Genomic DNA, 23,931 nt, shown 5'->3' with positions numbered 1-23,931 from the left:
AACCGAGGTTCGGCGCGGCTCCACGACCCCCTGTCTTCTGTGCACAGTGCACACTCACCGGCTGCGGGTTGTGCCGATCGCACCGTGACGAGGGCTGAGCCTGTTCCTACGCTCAGGGCACCACCCGCCCTGGCCTGGCGAAAGCGCTTCGCCCCCCTCGGAGGCAATCATGGCTTCTTCACTCGGCACCGACGACTACGCCATATCCCGCGTGCCCGCCCGTGCCCGGTACTCCTGGGTATCGGTCGCGGTCCAGCGGTTCGGCCAGATATCCGCCCTCAGCCAGTTCCTCCTCGGCGCGACCCTCGGTTTCGGGATGAGCTTCTGGAACGCGTTCTGGGCGATCACTCTCGGCGCCGTGATCCTCGAACTGGTCGCCATCGCGCTCGGCGTCATCGGCATGCGGGAGGGGCTGACGACCTCCATGCTCGCCCGGTGGTGCGGCTTCGGCCAGGCCGGGTCCGCGCTGATCGGCCTCGCCATCGGAATCAGCCTGGTCGGCTGGTTCGGCATCCAGTCCGGAGTGTCGGCAGAAGGCCTGCACCAACTGCTTCCCGGGCTGCCCGTGTGGGCCTGGTCCCTGCTGTTCGGGCTCGGAGTGACGGCCATCGTCGTCAAGGGCTTCCACTCGATGGCCTGGACCGCCTACCTGACCGTCCCCGCGTTCGTCCTGCTGGTCGCCTGGTCGGTCGGGAGCGAACTGTCCCAGCGCTCGCTGACCGAACTCGCGTCGGCCGCCCCCGCCGGCCCGTCGTTGTCCCTGCTGCAGGGAACCACGCTGGTCGCGGGCGGGTTCATCGTCGGCGCCGTGATCACCCCGGACATGACCCGGTTCAACCGGTCGGTCGGGGACGTCGTCAAGCAGACCCTGCTCGGGATCACGCTCGGCGAGTACGTGATCGGCCTGGTGGGCGTACTGCTGGCGCACGCGATCAAGTCGGCCGACATCATCACGATCATCACCTCCACGGTGGGATGGGTCGGGGTCCTGGTCATCGTCGTCGGCACGCTGAAGATCAACGACTGGAACCTGTACTCCTCCGGGCTCGGCCTGGTCAACTTCGTCGGCACCGTCTTCGGCCGTCAGGTCAACCGCGCCGTGGTGACCCTGCTCATCGGCCTCGTCGGCAGCGTGCTGGCCGCGGCGGGCATCCTCAACAGCTTCACCGACTTCCTCACGATCCTCGGCGTGGCCTTCCCACCGATCGCCGGCATCATGATCGCCGAATACTTCGTGGTGCGCACCTGGCGCCGTGACCTGGACGACGCGAAGGCCGCGGACGGCGTGCCGCCCCAGGCTCCCCGCTGGGTGCCGGCGACCCTCATGATCTGGCTCGTCGCGAGCCTGGTCGGGAAGTTCGTGACCTGGGGTCTGCCCAGCATCAACTCACTGATCGTCGCGTTCGTGCTGTACGCCGTGGTGGGCCGGCTCGGCCTGATCCGGGGCTACGGCGTCGCGCACACCGAGACGGCCGACGACCGGCAGGCAGCCGCGTCCGCGCCCTCGGCCGCCTGAAAGGACCTGCAATGCGGATCGGAATCGACGTCGGCGGCACCAACACCGACGCCGTGCTCATGGACGGCCAAGCCGTCCTCGCCGCGGTCAAGACCGCGACCACGCGTGATGTGACCAGCGGCATCAACACCGCGCTCGCCGAGCTGAAGCGGCAGCGGGCCTTCGACCCGCGCGCGGTGAACGCGGTGATGATCGGCACGACGCACTTCATCAACGCGCTGGTCGAGGCCGACCGGCTGGCCCCGACCGCCGCGGTGCGGCTGGGGCTGCCCGCCACGGCGTCACTGCCGCCCATGGTCGACTGGCCTGAGCGGCTGGTCGAGGCCATCGCGGGCCGGCCGTACCTGTGCCACGGGGGGCACGAGTTCGACGGGCGCCACATCTCCGAGTTGCGCGAGGACGAGATCCTGAGGGTGGCGGAGGAACTGGACCGGCACGGGATCCGCAGCGTCGCCATCTCGAGCGTGTTCTCCCCCGTCAACGCCGAGTTCGAGCAGCGCGCCGCGGACATCCTCACCGGGCAGCTGCCCGCGATCGCCGTCTCGCTTTCGTCAGAGATCGGCCGGATGGGGCTGCTGGAGCGGGAGAACGCCACCATCATCAACGCCTCGCTGCGCGAACTCGCCACCCAGATCGTGGACGGGCTCGCCCAGTCCCTCGAGGGCGCCGGCATCAGCGCTCCGCTCTATCTCAGCCAGAACGACGGCACCCTGATGGACGTCGACTTCGCCCGCCGGTACCCCGTCGCCACCTTCGCCTCGGGCCCGACCAACTCGATGCGCGGCGCCGCCTTCCTGTCGGGCGTCGAGTCGTGCGCGGTGGTCGACGTCGGCGGCACCACGAGCGACATCGGCGTCCTGCAGCACGGCTTCCCGCGCGAGGCCACCACCGAGGTGAGCGTCGCGGGGATCCGCACGAACTTCCGGATGCCCGACGTGCTCAGCCTCGGAATCGGCGGAGGCAGCAGGATCCGCGGCGAGGGGACGGTGACGGTCGGGCCGGACTCGGTCGGCTACCGCCTCTCCGAGGAGGCCCTGGTGTTCGGCGGGACCACGCTCACCGCGACCGACGTCGCGGTCGCCGCGGGCCGGGCAGCGATCGGCGACCCCTCCCTCGTGAAGGAGCTGGACCGGTCGCTGGTGCAGGCGGCGCTGCTCCGGATCGGCCGCGACATCGGCGACGCCATCGAGCGCATCCGCACCTCCCCCGAACCGCTTCCCGTGGTCGCGGTCGGCGGCGGGTCGATCCTGCTCCCGGACGAGATCGGCGACTCGGGGCCGGTGCACCGGCCCGAGCACTTCGCCGTCGCCAACGCCATCGGCGCCGCCATCGCCCAGATCGGCGGAGAGGTCGACCGGATCTTCCCGGTGGAGCCCGGCCAACGGCAGTCGGTGCTGGACGACGCCAAGCAGGAGGCGGTCGACAAGGCGGTCGCCTCCGGGGCCAAGCCCGGCAGCGTCCGGGTGGTCGAGGTGGACGAGGTGCCGTTGGCGTACCTGCCGGGCAACGCCACCCGGATCCGGGTCAAGGCGGTCGGCGACCTGCAGCTGGAGGCCGACCGTGGCTGAGCGGCTCATCACGGGTCCGGACCTGGAGGACATCGCGGTCGGCGCGGCCATTCTCGGCACCGGCGGCGGCGGGGACCCCCACATCGGCCGGCTGCTCGCGCACGCGGCCGTCCGCGCCGACGGCCCGGCCCGGCTCGTCCCGCTGGAGGACGTCCCGGACGACGCCGTAACCGTGGTGGTCGCCATGATGGGCGCTCCCACGGTGATGCTGGAGAAGGTGCCCTCCACTGAGCAGGCGTCGCTCGCCGTCCAGGCCCTCGCCTCCTACCTGGGCAAGTCGCCCACGCACCTGGTGTGCGCGGAGGCCGGCGGCGTCAACGCGCTCGTTCCGGTCGTCGCCGCGGCCCAGCTGGGGCTTCCCCTGATCGACGCCGACGGGATGGGCCGGGCCTTCCCCGAGCTGCAGATGGTGATGCCCACGTTGTACGGGATCGGCGCCACCCCGATGTCGATCGCCGACGAGAAGGGCAACCGCGGCATCTTCGACACGGTGGACAACCACTGGGCGGAACGCCTCGCCAGGTCCGCGACGATCGACATGGGCTGCTCCGCGATGATCAGCCTCTTCCCGATGACCGGGGCGCAGGCCCGCGAGGCGCTCGTCCCCGGCACCCTGTCCCTCTGCGGCGAGCTGGGCCGCTTGGTGCGCGAGGCCCGGGCCGCACACCGCGACCCGGTCGCGGCCGTCGTCGGGCACCTGGGCGGAGCCGAACTGTTCAACGGCAAGGTCGTGGACGTCAGCCGGCGCACCGAGGGCGGCTTCGCCCGCGGCGAGGCGACGCTGGAAGGTCTGAACGACAGTTCCGGTGAGCGGTTCCTGCTGCGGTTCCAGAACGAGCACCTCGTCGCCGTCCGCGACGGCACCGTGGTCGCCACCGTCCCCGACCTGATCTGCGTGCTCGACGCCGAGGCCGGCACGGCCGTCACCACCGAGACGCTCAGGTACGGCCAGCGGGTGCGGGTCATCGCGGCGCCGTGCGATCCCCGCTGGCACTCCCCCGAAGGGCTGGAACTCGTCGGGCCCCGGTACTTCGGCTACGACCACGACACCGTCCGCGTCGGCTCTGGAGCACTCACGTGAGCTACACCCTCGACATCGCCGATCTCGCCGACCTGGCCCGCGGGGCCGCGTTGCTCGGCACCGGAGGCGGAGGAGATCCGTACATCGGGCGGCTCCTCGTGGAGCAGGCGCTGCGCGACGGCCCGGGGACGATCACCGTGCTCGACCCCGCCGAGCTGGGCGACGACGACGTGGTCATCCCGACGGCGCAGATGGGCGCCCCGACCGTGATGGTGGAGAAGATCCCCAGGGGCGACGAGGCGGTCGCGGCCCTGCGGGCCCTGGAAGAGCACCTGGGGCGGCGGGCCGACGCGACCATGCCGATCGAGTGCGGCGGGATCAACTCGATGATGCCGCTGCTCGTCGCCGCCCGCACCGGCCTGCCCGTCGTCGACGCGGACGGCATGGGCCGGGCGTTCCCCGAACTGCAGATGGAGACCTTCTCCGTGTACGGCGTGCCGGGGTCGCCCCTCGCCATCGGCGGCGAGAACGGCGAGACCGTCGTCATCGACACGGGCGCGGACAACAAGCGCCTCGAGTGGCTCGCCCGCGGGATAGCGATCCGGCTCGGCGGAGTCGCCCACATCGCCGAGTACGCGATGACCGGCGCGGACGTCAAACGCACCGCCGTCCCGAACACGCTCACCCTGGGGCTGCGGATCGGGCGGGCCCTGCGCACCGCGCGCGAGGAACACCGCGACCCCGTCGAGGCGCTCGCCGAGACGATGTCCGGAACCCTCTACGACAAGGTCCGGGTGCTGTTCCGCGGCAAGGTCGTCGACGTCGAACGGCGTACGGTGGCCGGGTTCGCCCGGGGCAGCGCCACGCTCGCGGCCTTCGAGGGCGGCGGCAGGCTCGAACTGACCTTCCAGAACGAGAACCTGGTCGCGCGGGCCGACGGCGACGTCCGGTGCGTGGTCCCCGACCTGATCTGCGTGCTCGAGGCCGACTCGGGCGAGCCGATCACCACCGAGGGGCTGCGGTACGGCCAGCGGGCCGTCGTCGTCGGGATCAGCACCCCGGACCTGATGCGCAGCCCGGAGGCTCTCGCCGTGTTCGGGCCCCGCGCGTTCGGTCTCGACGTCGAGTTCCGGCCGGTGGAGGATCTCGTGTCACTCTGAGTGCATGCCAATCCGCTACCTCGGTGAGCCGGACGTCGACCACCTCGCCCGGGGCGCCACGCTGCTCGGGTCGGGCGGCGGCGGGCAGACGGACACGGCGGCCCGCCTGCTCCGGCGGAGCCTCGCGGGCGATCGGATCGAGCTGCTGAGCGGCGACGCCGTCCCCGGTGGCCACGTCCTCCCCGTGGGGATCGTCGGCGCGGTGTCGGCGTTCACGGAGAGGCTGCCGTCCGGCGGAGAATGGGCGCCGGTGCTGGAGACGATCGTGAACCGGACGGGGATCGGACCCGCCGGGCTGATCGCGATCGAGGCGGGCGGGGTCAACGGCATCGTCGTGTTCGTCGCCGCGGCCGAGCTCGGCCTCCCGGTGATCGACGCGGATCTGCAGGGGCGGGCGCTGCCGCGGCTCGACCAGATGTCCGTGGCGGCGCTCGGCGAACCGCTCACGCCCCTGGCCATCGGCGACTCCGGTGGCCGGCTGCTCATGCTGGACTCGCTGTCCCCTCAGGCGGCGGAGCGGATCGTCCGGTCGGCGCTCACCGAATTCGGCGGATGGGCGGCGATCGCGCTGCGGCCGCTGCCGGTGGCGCTGCTTGACCGCGTGACGATCCTCGGCACGCTCAGCCGGGCCCTGCGGCTCGGTGCCAGGCACGCGGCCTGGACGCGAACCGCCGATCCACGCGAGGCGGCGGCGTCCCTCGGCGCCCGGGTCCTGGTCACCGGGCGCGTCATCGAGGTCGTCAGGCACCGGGCGGCTGCGGGGTTCGGCCGCGGGTCCGTGATCATACGTGGCGGCCTGGACGGCACCCTCGTGCGGCTGGAGATGGAGAACGAGTACCTGCTCGCCCTCGTCGACGGCCGGCCCGTGGCCTCCACCCCCGACATCCTGTGCGTGCTCGACCGGACCAGTGGTCTGCCCATCTCGTGTGACACCGTGCGCGGCGGCGCAGAGGTCGTCGCGCTGCATCTTCCCGGCCCACCGTTCTGGTGGCGTCCCGAGGCCGTGGACGTCGTCGCGCCCCGGGCCTTCGGGCTCGACGTCGACCCGGTCCCGCTGCGGGAGACGTCATGACGGACGCCGCGCCGACCCTGCGCGAGCTGATCGGGCACCCGCACCTCGCCGCGACGCCGCTGTCCGGAGACGACGACCTGGATCGGCACGTCACCGGCATCACGCTGATCGACCCGGCCGGGACCGGGGCCGTCCAGCCGGGCGAGATCGCCCTGTGCCCGGCGATTCCCGCGGGTTACCTGAGCAGCTGGCGCCTGGACGCCACGATCCGCCGCCTGTACGACCAGCAGGCCGCCGCTCTCGCCGTGCCCTTCCCCGACCCCGCCGGCGAGACGCCCCTGGACGGAAGCCGCAGGCTCGCGCGGCACCTGCACCTGCCGATCCTGGGCGTCGGCACGCCGCCGCTGCTCTGGGCGGGCAAGGCCGCGGCGTTCGTGCACTCCCCCGCCGTTGACGCCGCCGATCATCTGCGGCGCGCCCACAGGGCGCTGAGTCACCGCCTGCTCGGCCCCCAGGACGTCGCCCGGGCCCTCAGCGGAGTCCTCGACCGGCCGGTGGCCGTCTTCGGTCCCGACGGCACCCCGATCACCACGACGCGCGCGTCCGTCGAGCTGCCGCCCGACTTCGATCCGCACGTGCCGGTGGCCCAGATCCTCGCCGTGGACGGCGACACCATCGTCGCCGTCCCCGTGCCGGGAACGCCGAGCGGGACCGCCGACCTTTGGATGGCCGCCGCGCTCGGGCACGCGCCGGCCGCCTGGACGCTCACGGTCCGCGACGTCCTCCAGCTCGGGACGCTCGCCGTCCAGCGCTGGCAGGCCACCCGCCGGGTCGTCCTCGAGCGGGACGCCCGGCTGCGCGCGGGGCTGTTCGGCGACCTCCTCGAGGGCAGGCTGGACAGCGGCGGCTCCGCGCACGAGCGGGCGGCCGAACTGGGCTGGCGCCTGGACGGCTGGCATGTGGCCTTCCACATCGCGGCGCTGGGACAGGTCGACCTTCTAGGGCACACCGACGCCGTGGCGTCCGCCGTGGCCGCGGAGCGGATCGACGTCACCGTGGTGGAACGCGGCGACGGCTGGTCGGCCTGGACGACCAGCAGGACGGAACCGGACGAGGACGCCAGCCGCGACCTGCTCGCCGCCCTCCGCCGGGTCCGGCAGCGGCTGGCCGGCCGGTTCGACTGCGCGATCGGCGTGGGCCGCGGCCACCCCGACACCGGCGGGCTGACCCGGAGCCTCGCCGAGGCGTGGGACGCGGCCAGGCTCGCCCGCGGCCGCCCCCAGACCGGGCGCCTGGTGCACATCGACCGTCTCGGCCTGGCCCAGCTGCTGGTCGCCTGGGCGAGCACCGAGACCTTCGCTCCCACCGCGACCCGGCTGCTCGCCCCGCTGGAGTCGCAGCCGGGAGAGCTCGTCGCCACGCTCTCCACCTACCTGGACGCCGGCGGGTCCGCCGCCGACACCGCGGCCACCCTCGGCGTGCACCGCAACACCGTCGCGGCGCGTCTGCACCGGATCGAGGAGCTGCTCACCGTGGACCTGAGCAACCCAGACGACCGCCTCGCCCTCCATCTGGCCTGCCGGGTCACCCTGGACCGGAACACCGGCTACTGAGGCGCTCGGCTGAATCGCTCGAACGAACGGGTCATCGGTGGCCGTTGAACAGGTCGTGGGCGGCGATGACCCGCTCGATCTCCTCCAGCGGGTACGGCGTCCGTCTGCTCTCTTCCTGGAGCTTGAGATAGAAGTCCGCCATCACCGCGGCGAGCGGGCTGTAGCGGGCCAGGATCGCCGCGGCCTGGTCCGGGACGCCCGTGGGCCGCTCGCCCTCGGCGTACGCGAGCACCAGCTCGTCGCGTTCCTTCCTTCCGTGCCCGAACAACGCGGTGACCAGCCAGTGGACCAGATGCGTGACCGCGTAGCACCGGTCGTACGTCCGGTGCCGGTCGAAGAAGCCGATCTCGTCTCGCGACAGATCGAACCGGGAGGACAGCGCCAGGCCGTAGTCCGCGAAATAGAGGCGCCGCCCGTCGGTCAGGATGTTCTCGAAGTGCGCGTCGAAGTGCAGGAGCCCGCGGGAGTTCATGAACGAGATGCCGGCCTCCAGGCCGCGCTCCGCCAGCGAGCAGGCCTGGTCCGCAGCCTGTCCGCCGGCGCGCATCCGTGTTCCCAGCCACTCGTGCAGGTTCTGCGGGATGTACTCCAGGAACAGCACGACACTGGCCGAGGCCTGCCGGAGGGCCTCTATCCGGTGCCGGACCTCACGCCCCCCTCCCCAGTACGCGACGGCTCGTTCGACGTCGGCCAGCTCCGCGGGAGGGGGAGGCGGGCTGTCCGGCAGCACGCGCCAGTGGTGCATCAGGGGGAACCCGTCGAACTGTCCCGCGAGCACCCAGTTCGTGGTCATGGTGTGCACGGCCGGCTCCCGCCAGGCGCCGAACCCCGGCCCGCCGATGCCGTACTGGCAGAAGGTGGGCAGTCCGAAGACGTTCGCGGTGGACCGGATGTTCTCCGGCCGTCTCTCCAGGTCGGTGAGCGGCACCCGCTTCACGAAGACCTGACTCCCGGCGACCTCCAGCAGCGCCGACGTCCCGCCGATGCCGGAACCGATCGGGATCGCCGCGTCGACCCACTCCCGCAGCTCACGGTCACCGAGCAGAGCCAGGGACGTGGAGACGGCGCTGTGAGCCGTGAGACGCTCCCGGTGCGACATGTCAGAAAGCTCTCCACCGGAAGCTCGACCGGAAAGCTTCACCGGAAACTCCACCGGAAGGCTCCACCGCCGCCTCCCGTCGGCCTCGCGGCCGGCTCAGTGGTCCCGCGGGTCACCGCGGGTCACCGTGCGGCCTCAGGGCCGCGACGCGGCTCGTCTCACGGGCCAGCGCTGCGGTCGGCACGTCTTCGAACAGCTCGTGGACTATCTCGCCTCCCTTGGCCTCCCACACCCCGGCGACCCGCCCCTGGAAGACGACCACGGGAGAGATCCAGCCTGCGGCTCGACTGACCTTGGCCTTCGCCGCCCGCGGCAGCAGCGGCTCGAGGTCGCGTGGCGCGCCCATAATGTATTGGTCGAACCCCGGGAGAAGGTGAACCTCGTCGGACGGGCCAGTGGCGGCCGGCGCGCCGGCCTGCTCGGTGAGCGCGAGCATCGGACGCCCCTCGACCTCCACCTCGGTGACGTCGTCGCCGAGATCACGGAACCAGCCGCGCAGCACGGCCTTGCGGGTCTTGCCGCGGAACAGCCAGGCGTCGAACATCTCGGGCGTGGCCGGCCCGTGGGCGCCGAGGAAGGACCGCACCAGCAGGGGGCCCGCCTCCTCCGTGGGAAGCGGCACGATGCCCGGCGCCATGAAAGTGACCCGGCCCTCGCGCGGCGGGCCGTAGCAGAGCTCGCCGAGGAAGCTCAACGGCTTGAGCAACATCCCCCAGCCGGAGGTCAGCGCCTCCCTCAGGTGGGCGTCGCCGGTGGACTCGATGATCGCCTCGACCAGCTCGTCACGCGTCAGAGCCCGATCCGCCAGCACCTGCGGAACCGTCTCGATGATCGCGCCGATCTCGGCGGCGGTGACGCCGTGGCCGCGCTGCCACACTCCCGTCTCCCAGAACCGCAGGGACCGGAGTGCGCCGCAATAGATCGGTAATTCGTCGGCGGGCACCAGGTGCAGGGTGCCCCGCATGAGCCATGTCTTGCGGAGCGTGCCGTCCCGCCAGAGGGCGGTCTCGATCTCGCCCGGCCGCGGATCGGCCTGCCGTACGGCTACCGCCAGCTCGGCCGACGAGGCCACCTGGCTCTGCACGCCGCAGAGCCTGCGCACGACGGACACGGCGTCGGAGCCGGTGCCGCCCGCGAACTGACGCTCGAGCCGCCAGGCGAGGACCTGCGGCCAGGTCAGGGAAACGCTCACGTTCCATGACTACATCAGGCGTACGACATTCGGCGGACGAGCGGCCGCGGAAGTGGCGGACACGGGCCCGGGCTTCCCCGGAGGCCGCCGGAGTGCGAGAGTGCGGCGGTGACGTCGCCCACGCTGATCGTGGTGAGCGGTCCCCCGGGCAGCGGGAAGACCACACTCGCGCATGAGATCGCCCGGTCGGTCGGCTGCCCGGCCGTCTGCCGCGACGAGATCAAGCAGGGGATGGCGCACGCCACCCCCGGATTCGAGCCCACCACCGGCGACCCGCTGAACCTGCGGACGCTCACGGTGTTCTTCGACGTCCTGTCGACCCTGTTGCGCGCAGGCGTGACCGTGGTCGCCGAGGCGGCTTTTCAGGACAAGCTGTGGCGGCCGAACCTGACGCCTCTCGCCGAGGTCGCGGCGATCCGGGTCATCCGCTGCACGGTCGGCGCGGACGTCGCCCATGAACGGATCGCCCTCCGCGCCGCACAGGAGGTGCACCGGGCCGCGCACGCCGATCAGGACCTGCTCCGGGCCATCGCCGACGGTGAGCGCCCGATCGAATCGTGGGTCCCCATCTCTCTGCCTGTCCCGACATTGGCCGTGGACACGACCGACGGCTACGACCCGTGCATCGAAGATGTCGTGTCCTTCGCCACGCGGCCCGGGACCGATCCGGAAGAGTCGTAGTGGCTTCGGCTACACCGCCGCTTCCGACTTCGCCCGCCGGGCGTCCCGTCGTTCCTCGAAGCGGGTCGCGGCCACTTCGAGCTTGTCGAGGAAGGCCGACAACTCCCCGCGAGCCTGCTCACCCTCGGCGTCGAGACCTTCGATCTCGAAGGTCCTCCACTGCCGCAGCACCGGCGCCAGGACCTCGTCGCAGTGCTGGCGGAGGTCGTAGATGCCCGCCATGGCGATCGTCACGGACTTGCGGGCGAAGCCCTCGATGCCCTGGCCCGGCATCTGGAACGAGGTCACCACATCGGTGACGGCGCGCATGGTCTGCGACGGGGCCAGTTCGAACGCGGCGGCGAGGAGGTTCCGGTAGAAGAGCATGTGCAGGTTCTCGTCGGCGGCGACCCGTGAGAGCAACCTCTCGCAGACCGGGTCGCCCGATACCTTCCCGGTGTTCCGGTGGGCGACGCGGGTGGCCAGCTCCTGGAAGGAGACGTAGGCCAACTGCCGCAGCATGCCCTCGTACTCCGTCGCGAAGCCGTTCTGCATGTGGGTCATCCTGGCCCGCTCCAGTGCGACCGGATCGACGGCCCGGGAGACGGTGAGGTAGTCGCGGATGGCGACCCCGTGCCGGCCCTCCTCCGCCGTCCACCGGTGCACCCAGGTGCCCCACGCGCCGTCCCTACCGAACGTCGTGGCGATCTCATGGTGGTAGCTCGGCAGGTTGTCCTCGGTCAGGAGGTTGACGACGAGCGAGACACGAGCCGGTTCGGGAATCGCGGAGTCCTCCGGCGACCACGCCTCGCCGTCCAGGATCCCGTCGAACGTCCGGCCCTCACTCCATGGGACGTACTCGTGGGGGAACCACTCCTTGGCCACTGCGAGGTGCCGGTCCAGCTCTCGCCCGACCACGGGTTCAAGCTCGATGAGAAGCTCCGTCTGGGTGAGCGGGCGAGACGTGCTCGGCATGTAAGGCCTCCGGATCTGCAACCTACGGTCTCGTAACCTACGCTTGCGTAGGTTAGCGTAGCGGGCCGATCCCGGCACTCACCCTCCGTCCCCATCCGCTTGCCGGCGCGCCACCTCGATCGTCGAGAAAGACGAACGGGCGTCCCGCAGGAGTTCCATCGGGTCGCCGCGCCCGTCCGGCCGGTTGGCCCTGACACGGTGGCAGGCCGTAGAAGAGGACCATGAGCATCCATCCCCTCGCCGACCTCCTCGCCCTGACCGTCGAACGGAATCGAGTACCCGACCTCCACGCCGTGGTCGCCCTCCATCACGGACAGGTGGTCCTCGAGCACTACGGCGAAGGGGCGGACTTCAAACTGAACGAGCCTCTCGGCCATGTGCGCTTCACACCGGACACGCTCCACGACATGCGCTCGGTCACCAAGAGCGTCGTCGGCCTCCTGTACGGCATCGCCCTGGCCGACGGCCGGGTGCCGGAGCCGCACGAGCCGCTGCTGCGGCACTTCGCCGAGTATCCGGACCTCGCGGAGGACCCCCGGCGCGCGGCGTTGACCGTCGAGCACGCGCTCACGATGACGCTCGGGCTGGAGTGGAACGAGGACGTCCCGTACACGAGTGCGGCCAACAGCGAGATCGCGATGGAACTCGCCCCCGACCGCTGGCGCCACGTCCTGGGGCAGCGGATCGTGGACGAGCCCGGCACCCGATGGTCCTACTGCGGCGGCGCCTCGGCGCTGGTGGCGCGGCTCATCGAGAAGGGCACCGGACTGGCGCTGGAGGACTACGCGCGCACCAGGCTCTTCGAGCCGCTCGGGATCACGTGCTCGGAGTGGTCGACCGGCGCGGACGGGGTGGCCGTGGCCGCCTCCGGGCTGCGGCTCACCCCTCACGGCCTCCTCACGATCGGGCGGCTCGTGCTCGAAGGTGGCCGCGACATCGTGCCCGGCTCCTGGCTGGCGACGACGCTGCGCCCGCACGTGCGGATCGGCGAGGGCTTCCACTACGGCTACCAGTGGTACGTGGGCGACACGTGGATCGGCGGGTTCGGCAACGGCGGCCAGCGCGTCTACGTGTCGCCGATCCTGGACCTCGTGGTCGCCGTCACGGCCGGGCAGTACGACAGGTCAGATCAGCCGACCGCCTCGATCGTGCTCGACGAGGTGATCCTGAAAGGCATCGAGCGCTGAAGCACCGAACAAGATGACGACACCGCGAGCGCGGCGATCGTACGTCCGCGATGCATCCGTGAACGGCCCGACCCCTCTTCCGGGTCATCCCTTGGTGGAACCCGCGAGCATGCCGGAGACCAGAGCGCGCTGCGAGAACAGGAAGAGGACCAGGACCGGCACGATGGCGATGATGATCGCCAGCGCCAGTTCCGGGCTCGTGATGTTCAGGCCGGCGCCCGCCACGGGGTTGAACGACGGAGTGGACGACAGCAGCTGGTTCAGCCCGACCTGGATCGGGAACTGGTCGCTGTTCGGCAACACCAGGTATGGAAGGAAGAAGTTGTTCCAGTTCCCGACGAAGCTGAAGAACGCGACGAGCGCGGCGACCGGTTTCGCCAGCGGCAGCGCGATCCGGGTGAACAGCCGCCATTCCGAAGATCCGTCGATACGCGCCGCGTCCAGGATCTCCCTCGGCAGACTCGTCGCGAAGTAGATGTACACCAGGTAGACGCCGAAGGGGTAGAACGAGAACGGCAGGATGACCGACCAGACCGTGCCGATCAGCCCCAGCTCGTTGAGCTCGAGGAAGATCGGCAGCACCAGGCTCGCCGACGGCATGATCATCACCACGAGCGTGATCGCGAGCAGGGTCTTCCGCCCGCGGAACCTTGTCAGCGCCAGCGCGTATCCGGCGGGAATGCTGGTGGCCATGGTGAGGACGAGCGCCCCGATGGAGTAGACCGCGGAGTTGCGGAGCCACACCAACAGCGCATGATCCTGGAAGGCGATCAGGTGCCGCCAGGCCGCACTGAGATCGGCCAGCGACCCGAACGACAGCGGACCATCGTGGATCAACTCGCTCGCCGTCTTCGTCGGGGCGAGCAGCAGCCAGATCACCGGCACGATGAAGAACAGCAGCAGCGCCGCGAACAGCACGATCACGATGAGGTTCGGCACCAACGACGACCGGCGGCGCCGGGCCGCCGATACGGGAGAGGTGTTCGTCATGATTCGTCCACCTTGAACAGGTCGGAGCGGGTCACCAGCAGCGCGGCACAGATCAGCCCGAGCGCAAGCAGGAAGATGGAGATCGCGGCGGCACCGTTGAAGTCGCCGTGCTGGAACGCGTAGACGTAGGCGAGCTGGTTGGGCGACCACGTCGGACTGACCCGGCCGAGGCTCGCCGTCTGGAGCAGCTGCGGCTCGACGAACAGTTGCGTGCCGGCGGCGAAGGCGAGAATGGCCATGTACGCGATCCACTTGCGGATCATCGGAATCTGGATGTGCCACGCCGTCTTCCATGGGCCGGCGCCGTCCGTCCGGGCCGCCTCAAGCACCTCGTCGGGGATGTTGTTCAGCGCGCCGTACATCACCACGATCCAGCCACCGGCGCCGGTCCAGAATGCGATCAGCACGAGAATCACCGGCAGATCTCCCGGCGACAACACCGCGGCGAAGTTGTCGAAGCCCATGGTTCTCAGCAGCCACGACACCGGGCTGACCGCGGGGTCGAGCATGAACAGCCACACGAGCACGCTCGCCACTCCGGCGAGCGCACCCGGCAGGTAGTACAGGAATCGAAAGATCGCGGAAAGCCTCGGCCTCATCCGGCCGCGCAGCACCACCGCCACGACGACCGTCAGCACCACCAGCGACAGCAGCCACATGACCAGGTACAGCAGGATGTTGAGGAAGGCGGGCCCGAACCGGTAGTCCTGCGCCACCTTGACGAACTGGTTCAACCCGGTGAACTGGCCTCGGTCATTGGTCAGCGCGAGGAAGAACGCGTACACCGTGGGGAAGACCCCGAAGGCCAGCAGAAGGATCGCGTAGCCGGAGACGAACAGGTAACCGGCCAGGCCGGTTCCCCGCCGCGCGGTGGCGCGACGGGGAACCGGCATGGCGGAGGGCACAGCTTCGCGCCCGGTGATCACCTTGGTCATTTGGCCGCAATCGTGTACCCGACGGACTTCGCCTCGTCGATGATCGCCGTCTGCCACTGCGGGAGCGTCTCGCTGAGAGTCTTGCCCTCGGTCAACGCCGGCAGCACCACGCTCGACCAGGCGGTGGCGTCGCTGAACCTCGTGTTCGACCAGCCCGTCCAGACCAGGTCGGCCGCCTTCTGGAAGACGTCGCCGATGTCGGTCGCGAAGTACTCCTTGTTGACCGGGTTCGCCAGCCACGCCTTCGCCGCCGGGACGTAGGCCGGGTACGTCGGCGCGTTCGCCTGGTTCTCATCCGAGGTGGTGAGCCAGGTGACCAGGTCGGTTGACGCCTTCAGGTTCTTGCTGTGCGAGGACACCATCCAGACCCCGCCGCCCACGTTGCCGGTGGCCCCGTCGCTTTCCCCTTCCCAGGTCAGCGGTGCCGCCGCGGCGATCTGCCCGGCCGGCACCTTGAAGGCGGAGTTGAACAGGTACTGCCCGTACCAGGACGGGCCGTTGGCCATCAGGACCTTGCCGCCGCCCTCCTTCGCGAAGCCCTGGCTGAAGAAACCCTGCGTGGTCACCGCCTTGGCGGCGATCAGCTTGTCGAGCAGGGTCGCCATCCGGGTGCAGTTCGCGTCAGCCAGATCGACCTTGAGCGTGTCCGGGCCCACGAGGTTGAACGCCGGGCACTTACTCGACCAGAAGTAGGACTCCTGCGAGTTCGTGTCTCCGATCGAGCCGACCAGGTAGCCGGGGTGTTCCTTCGCGACCTTCTCACCCAGCGCCTCGTACTGCTCCCAGGTGGTGGGCACCTCATAGCCGAACCTGTCCATCAGCGCCTTGTTGTACCAGAGCACGACCTGCGCGATGTCGTTACGCATGCAGTAGGTGTGGCCGTTCGCCTGGCACGGTTCGAGCGAACCCTTCGCGAAGCCGTCGAGCGTCTGTTTCGGCACGAGGTTCTGGTCCAGCGGGGCGGCGAAGGCCGTGGCCGACGGGCCGGTCGGCCGGGAGGCCCACGTGACGTCCGTCGGGCTGCCGAAGACGACGTCCGGCCAGCCGTTTCCGGTCCGGTCGAACAGTTGAACCTTGGTCTGCAGGTAGGTCGAACCGTTCGCACTGCCGTCGTAGGTGACGATGTCCATCTTCACCGCGGGGTGCGACTTCTGGTACTGCTGCACGGCGGGGAGCCGGGTCGAGTCCGCCCATACCGTGATCTGCGAGCCGTCGGTCTGCGCGACGGGCTGGAAACCGGCAGGTGACGCACTGGCCGCGGGGGTCGACTGCTCGGCGCTGGCACAGCCGGCGAGAACCGCGGCGGTGGCCAGCGACAGCAGTGCCAAGGCGCTGCGCGACCGGAGGCGCCGCGCGCTCGGCTTCGATGACTCGGGTGACTTCATTGGGGGCCGCCTTTCTGGGTCTTACGGGGGAGGTCAGGCGCCCGGCTCGACGAATCGCCGCAGCTCAGGCCCGTAGTCGAGGGTGGCGGGCAGGGCGATGCCCGGCCCCTGCGGAGCGTGCACCAGCCCCGCGGCGTCGACGTGCCGCTCTCGCACCACGGTGCGCGCGGTCACGAGCGACTCGTAATAGGTGGTGTTCGAGATCGCCATGCACAGGTGGTGGTTCGGGATGTCCGAACCGTGCACCTCTGCGCGGATCCGGTATGCGTCGGCCAGGTGGGCCGTGCGCATCGCGCCGGTGATGCCGCCGCGCAGCGTCGTGCTCGTGCGCACTCCGAACGTCGCCGCGCCCGCCTTGATGAAGTCGGCGGAGTTCATGTGCGCACCGTCGGAGGTCTCGGCCACCAGCAGGGGGACGTCCACAGCTTCGGCCAGTTGCCGGTACGCGGTGATGCTGAACTCGCGCATCGGCTCCTCGTACCAGAGGTAGTCCGCCTCGCTGAGCGCACGACCGAGCCGGATCGCATCCGGCAGGTCGAAGCCGGCCGAACCGTCGTACATCAGCGGAACATCCGGTCCGACGTGCTCACGAAGCGCCACACACAGCGCCGCGTCCCGGGCGGCGTCGCCCCAGGCGTGCAGCTTGATGCCCCGGTATCCGAGTTCGAGGCACTGATCGGCGACGTCGAGGAACTCTTCGGTGGTCGCGAAAGTCGACGTCGACGCGTACGCCGGGATCTCCGTCCGGAACCCGCCGAGCACCTGCCAGGTGGGCTGCCCGCCCACCCGGCCGGCCAGGTCCCACAAGGCGATGTCGATCAGACCGAGAGTCGGCAGCGGCAGCTCCTGGATCCGGTCCAACTCCCACACCCGGTGCCACAGCCACTCACGCTGGAACGGGTCCTGCCCGATCAGCTCCTCGCGGAACACGCGGTCCGCCAGGTCGTCGAGCATGACCGCCGCGCCCGGGCGGGCGAACAGGGCGACGCCCTCCGCGCCCTCGTCGGTGCCGATGCGCAGGACCGCACCTTCGCCCGCGGGGGCGCTGCCGCCCAGCCCGTGCCGCCAGCGGAACGGCGGGTCGGCCGCGGGGACATGGATCCGGTGGACCTCAACATGTGTGATCTTCATACTGACTCTCTGTTCAAGGGGCGCCGTTCGCCCCGGGTGGGCTTCAGAAGCTGCCGTAGACCTGAAGCTCATAGATGCTGCCGCCGTTCCAGTTCGAACCGGTGACGGTCAGCCGTACATAACGCGCCTGCACGGGGGCCGGGGCGAACGCGGTGTTCACCCGTTCCGTGGTGGCCACGGCCGTGTGGTCGTCGAACGTCGACCACGCCGTCCCGTCGACCGAGTACTCGAGCCGGTACTTGTAACCGTTGGTCAGCTCGAACGTCGTCACGATGCTCTTCACGGAGGTGGCCTGACCGAGGTCGACCTGGATCCACGACGGGTCGGGCAGTCCGAGGCCCTGCGCCCACCGGGTCGACAGGTCACCATCGACGGCCAGCGAAGGAACGTTCGGCTCCGAGTACGACGACACGGTCACCGGCTTGTGCAGGGCCAGGTCGTCGTCCGCCGGTGTGGTCAGCGTCAGCAGGATCGGCGCCGACTCGTTGCCTGCCGCGTCGCGCGCGATGACCGAGAACGTGTACGGCGTCGCGGGGGCGAGCCCGGAGACGCGCAGCGTCGCCTGCCCGGTCAGCGCGATCTGCTTGCCGTCCTGGGTGACGGTGTAGCCCGCGATGCCCGCGTCGTCGGTGGCGCCGGGCCAGCTGAGGTCGAGCGTGCCCGGCAGGAGCACGTTCGCCGTCGGCTTCCCCGACAGGACCGGGGCCTGCGTGTCGGCACCCGACGGCAGGGGCGTCCCGTAAACCTGCAACTCGTAGATGCTGCCGCCGTTCCAGTTGGAACCGGTGACGGTCAGGCGTACGTAACGCCCGGCGATCGGTTGCGTGAGCGACGTGTAATCGGCCGAGGTGGTCGTGCTCGCGGCGGTGTGATCGTCGATCGTCACCCAGCGGCTCTGATCGGTCGAGGCCTCGAGCCGGTACTTGTACCCGCTCTGCTTCTCGAAGGTGGTGATCACGCCGCTGATGTCGTGCTGCGCACCGAGGTCGACCTGGATCCATGACGGGTCGGGCAGTCCGAGGCCCTGTGCCCACCGGGTCGACAGGTCACCGTCGACGGCCAGGTCCGGCACGTTGGGCTCCGAGTACGACGAGACGGTCACCGGCTTGTGCAGCGCCAGATCGGTCCCCGCGGGCATCGTCACGGTGATCGCCCGGCTCTTGCGGGACTCGTTGCCCGCCGCGTCGCGCGCCGTCACGGTGAAGGTGTACTTCTGTCCCGCGGTCAGGCCGGTGACGCGCGTCTGCGGGTTCTTCGAGGCGCTGACGAGCTTGCCGTCGCGGTAGACGGAGTAACCGGTGACGCCGGTGTCGTCCGTCGACGCGGCCCAGCTCAGGTCGGCCACCGTGGGGAAGGCGGTCACCACGGAAGGCTTGCTGGGCGCCGACGGAGCGGAGCGGTCGCCGGACGGCTGGTCCGGGTCGAGGTGACGGTACTGCGGTTCCAGGCCGGCGTTGTCCACGATGGAGGCGGGCAACTGCTGACAGCCGTCGACCGTCGTGTTGTCGGCGACCGTCGAGTCGAGGGTGTTGAACTGGGTCGAATACTGGGGCTGCGTGGTGAAGTTGTACTCGGCGTCGATGTTCAGGCCGTGGTTCATGAGCATCCACTGGAAGGCCACGTCGCAGAACGCGTTCCGCGTCGTGTGGAAGTAGCGGCTGCCCTCGTCGTGATAGATCGCCCCGTAGGCGGGCGACGGCACGCCGGAGATGTAGTTGCCCGACACCACGCTGTTCGGGTTGGAGCTCAGCGTGTAGATCGCCCCGCCGTCGGCCTGGCGCTTCATGATGTCGTAGATCCGGTTGTCCGTGATGACGTTGTTCTTCGCCGTCGTGGGGGTGTCCCAGATCGGCACGCCGGAGTTGCCCGGGTAGTTGGTGTCGCCGCCCTTGTCGGTCAGGCCCCAGCCCCAGCCGAGCGAGATCCCGCTGTAGGGCAGGTCGTAGATCTTGTTGTGGCTGATCACCGTGTGATCGGTGTAGCCGGCGAAGATGCCGAGGGAGCCTCCGTACTGGTCGGCCACGTTCGTCACGACGTTGTTGGTGACCGTGTTGTCCTTGGTGATGGACCGCGGGTCGTCGGGGTGCGCGTCGATCACGTCGGTGCCGCCGACCTGCAGGCCGGTTCCCGCGATCTCCTTGAACACGTTGCCGTTGATCAGCGTGCCCTGGGTGCCGGTGTTGAGGTTCAGCCCGACCGCGCCGAGGTGCGTGAAGGTGTTGTCCGTGAACTCGACGTCGTGGCCGTAGGTGACGTTGACCGCGCCGGGTGTCTTGACCCACTTGAGCCGGGTCGAGTCGAAGTTCGGATTGTCGGTTCCCGTGATGCGGAAGCCGGCCTGTCCCTCGACCATGCCGTCCGGCCCGCTGGGCTCGAGCCAGGTCGCGTAGGAGAAGGTGATCCCTTCGAAGCCGATGTTCCGCACGGGGTCGTCGATGTCGCCGTTCAGGTCGACCAGATCCTGCACCCGGGGTACGGTCACCGTCGCGGTGGCCAGGTCCTGGCCCGGCTTCGGCATGTAGTAGAGGTCGCCAGTGGTCTTGTCGAGATACCACTCGCCCGGGGTGTCCAGGAACTCGTAGGCGTTCTCCAGCCAGCTCGGGGTCTGGATCTCCTGGCCTTCATGCAGGTTGGCGTTGTGCCAGCACTGCTGCTGCATCGTCATCGCCGTGGCGGTGATGCTCTGCACCGGGCAGCGGTAGTGCATCCAGCCCCAGCGGCTGTCGACCTCGATGTACTGCTGGTTCTTCAGGTGCTGCAGGCTCTGGTCGATGATCGCGTATCCGGTCGCGGTCTTCGAGAAGCCCGGCGGGTTGTCGCGGTCACGGGCGCGCGTCTCCAACTCGCCGTCGACGTACAGCTGGCGCGTGTCGATGTCGCCGACATGGGCCTTGTAGATGTTGCGCGCCGGATCCGACAACGCCCATCCGCGCACCTGAGTGCCTCCGCTGATCACCGGGTGGGCGCCGGGCGCGGCCCTGTAGGTGGTCCGGTGGCCGTTCCGGCCCGAGTCGGCGCTGGTCAGCGTGAAGGTGCGGGTGAGCGGATAGGTTCCGTCGGCCAGCACGACGTCGATGTCACCGCGCGCCTTCCGCGAGATGCTCCGGACGTGGTCCCTGGCACCTTCGAGTGTCTTGAACGGCCTGGCCTTGGTGCCGGGGTTGCCGTCCCGGCCGGTGACGGGCGAGACGTAGAGGGTGACGTCCGCTGAATGCGCTTGCTCGGCCGACGCGGCACCCGCGGGCACCAGCGTAGTGACGGCGAGCGCGAGCCCGGCCGCCGCGGTGAACACTCTGCGGGCAGCACGAAGTGACGCGGATAATCTCGACATGAATTCCCAATCGGACGCATGCGGGAACAGGAGGGGTGATCAGGCGGCCGTCACCCAAGACGGAGGACGGAACTGAGCCGGATGGAACGGCGTGGATGATCCCAGGGGATCCGGGTTATGTGCGGGTGACCAGGCGGTCGCGGATCCGGCGTTCGAACTGGTCACGCGTGGTCTCAACGTGAGCGATCATCAGCTTCGCGGCGGTCTCGGAGTCACCGTCCGCGATGGCGTCGGCGATGCCGATGTGCTGCGCCCCGGCCACTTCGAGCGATCCGGGCGCCTCGCCGTGGAACAGAAGCACGTCTGACTGCATCGCGAACCGGCGGATGTTGGTGACGGCGGCTTGGAGGAAGACGTTCTGCGCGGCGGCGCCGACCGCGTCATGGAAGAGCGCGTCCGCATCGGCGAAGCCCTTGGCGTCGGCCTGGCCCGCGGCCACGGCGGACTGCTCGGCGTGACCGCGGAGCGAACGCACCTGGATCGGCGTGGCGAGGGTCGCCGCGCGCCGGGCGGTCTCGCCCTCTATCAACTGGCGGTAGTCCAGGAGCATCACCACTTGCTGCAGGTCGGTGGGCTGGAAATACCCCAGCCCCTCATCGGTCAGCCCGGTGGGCGCCCCTGAGGACGCGACGAAGATGCCGGCCCCCTTACGCACACTGAGCCTGCCGATCGCGGCGAGGACCTTGACCGCTTCTCTCGTCACATTGCGGGTCGCACCGAGGATCTCGGCGAGCCCCTTCTCCGTGGGAAGCCGGTCACCGGGCCGCAGTTCGTGTTCGGCCATGTACGCCAGCAACTGCTCCGCGACCAGCTCATAGCCGGGACGGTAACGGTCGGGGTCACCACGCTCATCGCCGAGTTTGCCCGCGCCTGCCGCCATCGCCCACTCCTCACACGGATAGATCTGTTCTATCGGAGGAGAGTATGCACCCAAGTCTCGGACGAATAGAAGAAGGTTTTGCCAATTATCTGAAACTTCGCCTCGTTAGATCGGATAAATATGCTTATATCCGTACATACCAGACGCGGATTAATCAGATCTATGAGCGGCAGGGCCGCGGCCCCAGACGATCGCAGCTGGCGTGGACTGCAGAAATCCTGGAAGTTCGGCGTCTGTGGTACACACCGTCCATGAGTTCACCCGCTGCCCAGCACCTGGGCGTCGTGCCGTCCGTGTTCGTGGTCCAGCATCTGCCGCAGGCCACATTCCCCGAGGACGACGACTGGATCGCGCTCGTCCGCGCCCCGGAGGGCCTCACCGTCGTACGCGAGACCTGGCCGACGGGCTCAGGCGAACGGTGGATCGGCCTGTACGGCGAGGCACAGGGACTGAACGTCTCGGGCACGCTGGCGGCGGTCGTTGGACCACTGGCCGAGGCGGACGTCCCCGTGTTCGTCGCCTCGACGTTCCACGCCGATCTGGTCCTGGTGCCCGAGCCGCGTATCGAGGAGGCCGTCACCGTCCTGGAGCAGGCAGGCCATCGGGTGGACACCAAACACCTGCGAAGGGCCGACGTCTGACGGCTCCCCCGAATGAGATGGCTCCCCCGAATAATGGGTCGCCCGCCCGCCGGGGGCCGTTCAGACTGGCGGGATGGAACGGACCGTCACCGCCTGGGTGACCGCGGACGAGGAGTGGCTCGGCGTGCTCGGGCCGTTCCCGGTGAGCGTCCCCTGGTGGTCGCAGGTGGAGCCGGTCGTCGCGCACGTGCGCCGCGTGCTGGGGGTCCCGGTCTTCGTGCTGCGACTGCTGCACGTCGACGGAGGGGAAGGCGGCCGCGGCGGACATGTCACGTACCACGTCGAAGTGCTGGAACGGCCGGCAGCGGGGTTGCTGGACCCGTCGCCCGTCGATCACGCCGTCCTCACGAGCCCGGAGGATCTGCGTTCGCCGTGGGCCGCGATCGAGGGGGTGCGGGAGGCCCTCGGCTGGGCATCGGACGCTCTGGTAGCGGCGGGCCGACCGGTCACGGGGCCGGTCGAGCAGTACAAGACGTGGAATCTCGCCGGGCTGTTCCGCTTGCCGACCGCGCAGGGCCCGGTCTGGCTGAAGACGACACCGCACTTCGCCGCGGACGAGGCCGACGTGATCGCCGCCTTCGCCCGCGCGGACCCGGGCCTCGTCCCGGCGGTCATAGCCGCCGGCGGGGGGCGGGTCCTGCTGGAGCACCTGCCCGGCGAGGACTGCTGGCAGGCCTCCCCCGAGACGATCATCAGCGCCGTCGACCGTCTCGTCGCCGCACAGGCCGCGCTGGCCGAACTGGACGAATCGGCCGAGCGCGCCGGGCTCACCGGGCACGCCGGGCAGGCCGGGCAGGCGGACGGGCTCCCGGCCGGTTTGCGCGACCGGCGCACGCCCGTCATCGTCGACCAGGTGCGCGCGCTTCTCGACGGCGCGGTCGCCCGTGAGCTGACCTCCGACGAGTTGCGAATCGCACGTGGCCTGGTCGAACGGTGGCCGCTGCTGGACGAGTGCGGACTGCCCGACACGATCGTGCACGGCGACTTCCACCCGGGAAACTGGCGCAGCGACGGTGGCCCTCCGGTCGTGATGGACTTCGCCGACGCGTATCTCGGCAATCCGGTGCTGGACGGCCTGCGGGTCCGTGACTTCCTGCCCGCCGAGAAGCGGCCCGTCGCCACCCGCGCGTGGATCGACGCCTGGACGTCCCGGGTTCCCGGCTGCGATCCCGCCCGCGCGCTGACCATCGGTGAGCCGCTCGGCCATCTCGTGTACGCGGTGCGCTATCAGGAGTTCCTGGACGGCATCGAACCCTCCGAGAGGATCTATCACCTCGACGATCCCGTCACGGTCATCCGTGAGGCACTCCGCTGTGCACGCGGAGAGGCCGGCTGACCGGCGGAGGAGATGCCTCCGCCCGTGAATCAGATGGGCAACGGTCGCCACACGAGATCGCGGTGTACAGGCACTGACGTTGAGCGCATACAGCCGCATGTATAGGCCGCCCCGATACGGCGGCCGGTCCCCGTCTGCGTAGTCGCCGCGCCCGCTGACATGGATCCGTTGTGGCCCGTGTACGGCCCGGCCGGGCGATCCCGACTCGGTCATGTTCGCTCGTACGTCGTGCGGCGTGCTCGCCCACAGCGAACGGATAGAAATTCTGTTCGAGATCTGTAGCGGACCGGTTACGGTGC

Annotated in this window: 19 protein-coding genes; 10 read left to right on the top strand and 9 right to left on the bottom strand. The window is 69.8% G+C overall.

What is annotated here, in order from left to right:
• The first annotated feature begins 169 nt into the window (after window positions 1-169).
• From Pka01_RS09975 to Pka01_RS09950, 6 genes are read left to right on the top strand one after another with little or no spacing between them, the layout of a single operon-like run.
• Window positions 170-1,516: a purine-cytosine permease family protein gene (locus Pka01_RS09975; RefSeq protein WP_203882370.1), complete on the top strand. Its 1,347-nt coding sequence runs from the start codon at window positions 170-172 to the stop codon at window positions 1,514-1,516.
• A gap of 11 nt (window positions 1,517-1,527) precedes the next feature.
• On the top strand, window positions 1,528-3,084 hold the full coding sequence (locus Pka01_RS09970) for a hydantoinase/oxoprolinase N-terminal domain-containing protein (protein WP_203882369.1): 1,557 nt from the start codon (window positions 1,528-1,530) through the stop codon (window positions 3,082-3,084).
• Entirely contained in the window at window positions 3,077-4,165 is a 1,089-nt protein-coding gene (locus Pka01_RS09965; RefSeq protein ID WP_203882368.1) for an S-methyl thiohydantoin desulfurase family protein, read from the top strand. The genes Pka01_RS09970 and Pka01_RS09965 overlap by 8 nt, the downstream gene beginning before the upstream one ends.
• Window positions 4,162-5,265, top strand: a complete 1,104-nt coding sequence (locus Pka01_RS09960) for an S-methyl thiohydantoin desulfurase family protein (protein ID WP_203882367.1) — start codon at window positions 4,162-4,164, stop codon at window positions 5,263-5,265. Before Pka01_RS09965 ends, Pka01_RS09960 begins: the two co-directional genes overlap by 4 nt.
• A 4-nt stretch (window positions 5,266-5,269) precedes the next feature.
• A complete protein-coding gene (locus tag Pka01_RS09955; RefSeq protein WP_203882366.1) occupies window positions 5,270-6,337 on the top strand; it encodes a DUF917 domain-containing protein in 1,068 nt (355 codons plus the stop codon).
• Window positions 6,334-7,890 carry a helix-turn-helix domain-containing protein gene (locus Pka01_RS09950; protein WP_203882365.1) on the top strand — a complete coding sequence of 519 codons (1,557 nt, stop codon included), beginning with the start codon at window positions 6,334-6,336 and terminating at the stop codon, window positions 7,888-7,890. Before Pka01_RS09955 ends, Pka01_RS09950 begins: the two co-directional genes overlap by 4 nt.
• 31 nt (window positions 7,891-7,921) lie before the next feature.
• Here the strand turns inward: Pka01_RS09950 and Pka01_RS09945 are convergent, their stop codons facing one another.
• Window positions 7,922-8,989 (bottom strand): protein kinase family protein, encoded by a 1,068-nt coding sequence (locus tag Pka01_RS09945; protein WP_203882364.1) that lies wholly within the window; start codon window positions 8,987-8,989, stop codon window positions 7,922-7,924.
• Between the two features lie 112 nt (window positions 8,990-9,101).
• On the bottom strand, window positions 9,102-10,181 hold the full coding sequence (locus Pka01_RS09940) for a winged helix DNA-binding domain-containing protein (RefSeq protein WP_239114869.1): 1,080 nt from the start codon (window positions 10,179-10,181) through the stop codon (window positions 9,102-9,104).
• Window positions 10,182-10,289: 108 nt separating this feature from the next.
• Between Pka01_RS09940 and Pka01_RS09935 the strand changes: the two genes are divergently transcribed.
• Window positions 10,290-10,862 carry a P-loop nucleotide/nucleoside kinase family protein gene (locus tag Pka01_RS09935; RefSeq protein WP_203882363.1) on the top strand — a complete coding sequence of 191 codons (573 nt, stop codon included), beginning with the start codon at window positions 10,290-10,292 and terminating at the stop codon, window positions 10,860-10,862.
• Between the two features lie 9 nt (window positions 10,863-10,871).
• Here the strand turns inward: Pka01_RS09935 and Pka01_RS09930 are convergent, their stop codons facing one another.
• Window positions 10,872-11,816 carry an acyl-ACP desaturase gene (locus Pka01_RS09930; RefSeq protein WP_203882362.1) on the bottom strand — a complete coding sequence of 315 codons (945 nt, stop codon included), beginning with the start codon at window positions 11,814-11,816 and terminating at the stop codon, window positions 10,872-10,874.
• Window positions 11,817-12,037: 221 nt separating this feature from the next.
• Between Pka01_RS09930 and Pka01_RS09925 the strand changes: the two genes are divergently transcribed.
• Window positions 12,038-13,003 (top strand): serine hydrolase domain-containing protein, encoded by a 966-nt coding sequence (locus tag Pka01_RS09925; protein ID WP_203882361.1) that lies wholly within the window; start codon window positions 12,038-12,040, stop codon window positions 13,001-13,003.
• Window positions 13,004-13,087: 84 nt separating this feature from the next.
• Here Pka01_RS09925 and Pka01_RS09920 read toward each other — a convergent pair whose 3' ends face one another.
• From Pka01_RS09920 to Pka01_RS09895, 6 genes are all read right to left on the bottom strand, one after another.
• Complete coding sequence (locus Pka01_RS09920; RefSeq protein ID WP_203882360.1) at window positions 13,088-13,993, bottom strand: carbohydrate ABC transporter permease; 906 nt, start codon at window positions 13,991-13,993, stop codon at window positions 13,088-13,090.
• On the bottom strand, window positions 13,990-14,928 hold the full coding sequence (locus Pka01_RS09915) for a carbohydrate ABC transporter permease (protein ID WP_203882359.1): 939 nt from the start codon (window positions 14,926-14,928) through the stop codon (window positions 13,990-13,992). The genes Pka01_RS09920 and Pka01_RS09915 overlap by 4 nt, the downstream gene beginning before the upstream one ends.
• Window positions 14,925-16,313, bottom strand: a complete 1,389-nt coding sequence (locus tag Pka01_RS09910) for an ABC transporter substrate-binding protein (protein WP_203882358.1) — start codon at window positions 16,311-16,313, stop codon at window positions 14,925-14,927. Before Pka01_RS09910 ends, Pka01_RS09915 begins: the two co-directional genes overlap by 4 nt.
• A 33-nt stretch (window positions 16,314-16,346) precedes the next feature.
• Window positions 16,347-17,444, bottom strand: coding sequence for an enolase C-terminal domain-like protein (locus Pka01_RS09905; protein ID WP_203882357.1), 1,098 nt, complete (start codon window positions 17,442-17,444; stop codon window positions 16,347-16,349).
• A 43-nt stretch (window positions 17,445-17,487) separates the two neighbouring features.
• Window positions 17,488-20,736: a discoidin domain-containing protein gene (locus Pka01_RS09900; protein ID WP_203882356.1), complete on the bottom strand. Its 3,249-nt coding sequence runs from the start codon at window positions 20,734-20,736 to the stop codon at window positions 17,488-17,490.
• Between the two features lie 154 nt (window positions 20,737-20,890).
• Window positions 20,891-21,655 carry a FadR/GntR family transcriptional regulator gene (locus Pka01_RS09895; protein WP_203882355.1) on the bottom strand — a complete coding sequence of 255 codons (765 nt, stop codon included), beginning with the start codon at window positions 21,653-21,655 and terminating at the stop codon, window positions 20,891-20,893.
• 251 nt (window positions 21,656-21,906) lie between these two features.
• Between Pka01_RS09895 and Pka01_RS09890 the strand changes: the two genes are divergently transcribed.
• Both Pka01_RS09890 and Pka01_RS09885 read left to right on the top strand, forming a co-directional pair.
• Window positions 21,907-22,296, top strand: coding sequence for an ACT domain-containing protein (locus Pka01_RS09890; RefSeq protein WP_203882354.1), 390 nt, complete (start codon window positions 21,907-21,909; stop codon window positions 22,294-22,296).
• A gap of 73 nt (window positions 22,297-22,369) precedes the next feature.
• The gene (locus tag Pka01_RS09885; RefSeq protein WP_203882353.1) at window positions 22,370-23,632 is read left to right on the top strand and encodes an aminoglycoside phosphotransferase family protein; all 1,263 of its coding nucleotides are present in this window, start codon (window positions 22,370-22,372) and stop codon (window positions 23,630-23,632) included.
• The last annotated feature ends 299 nt before the right edge of the window (window positions 23,633-23,931 follow it).

Origin of the sequence: Planotetraspora kaengkrachanensis (genome assembly GCF_016862895.1) — a bacterium.
GTDB lineage: Bacteria > Actinomycetota > Actinomycetes > Streptosporangiales > Streptosporangiaceae > Planotetraspora > Planotetraspora kaengkrachanensis.
The sequence above is the reverse complement of the archived record's forward strand: the minus strand, read 5'-3'. Positions and strand labels throughout refer to the sequence as shown.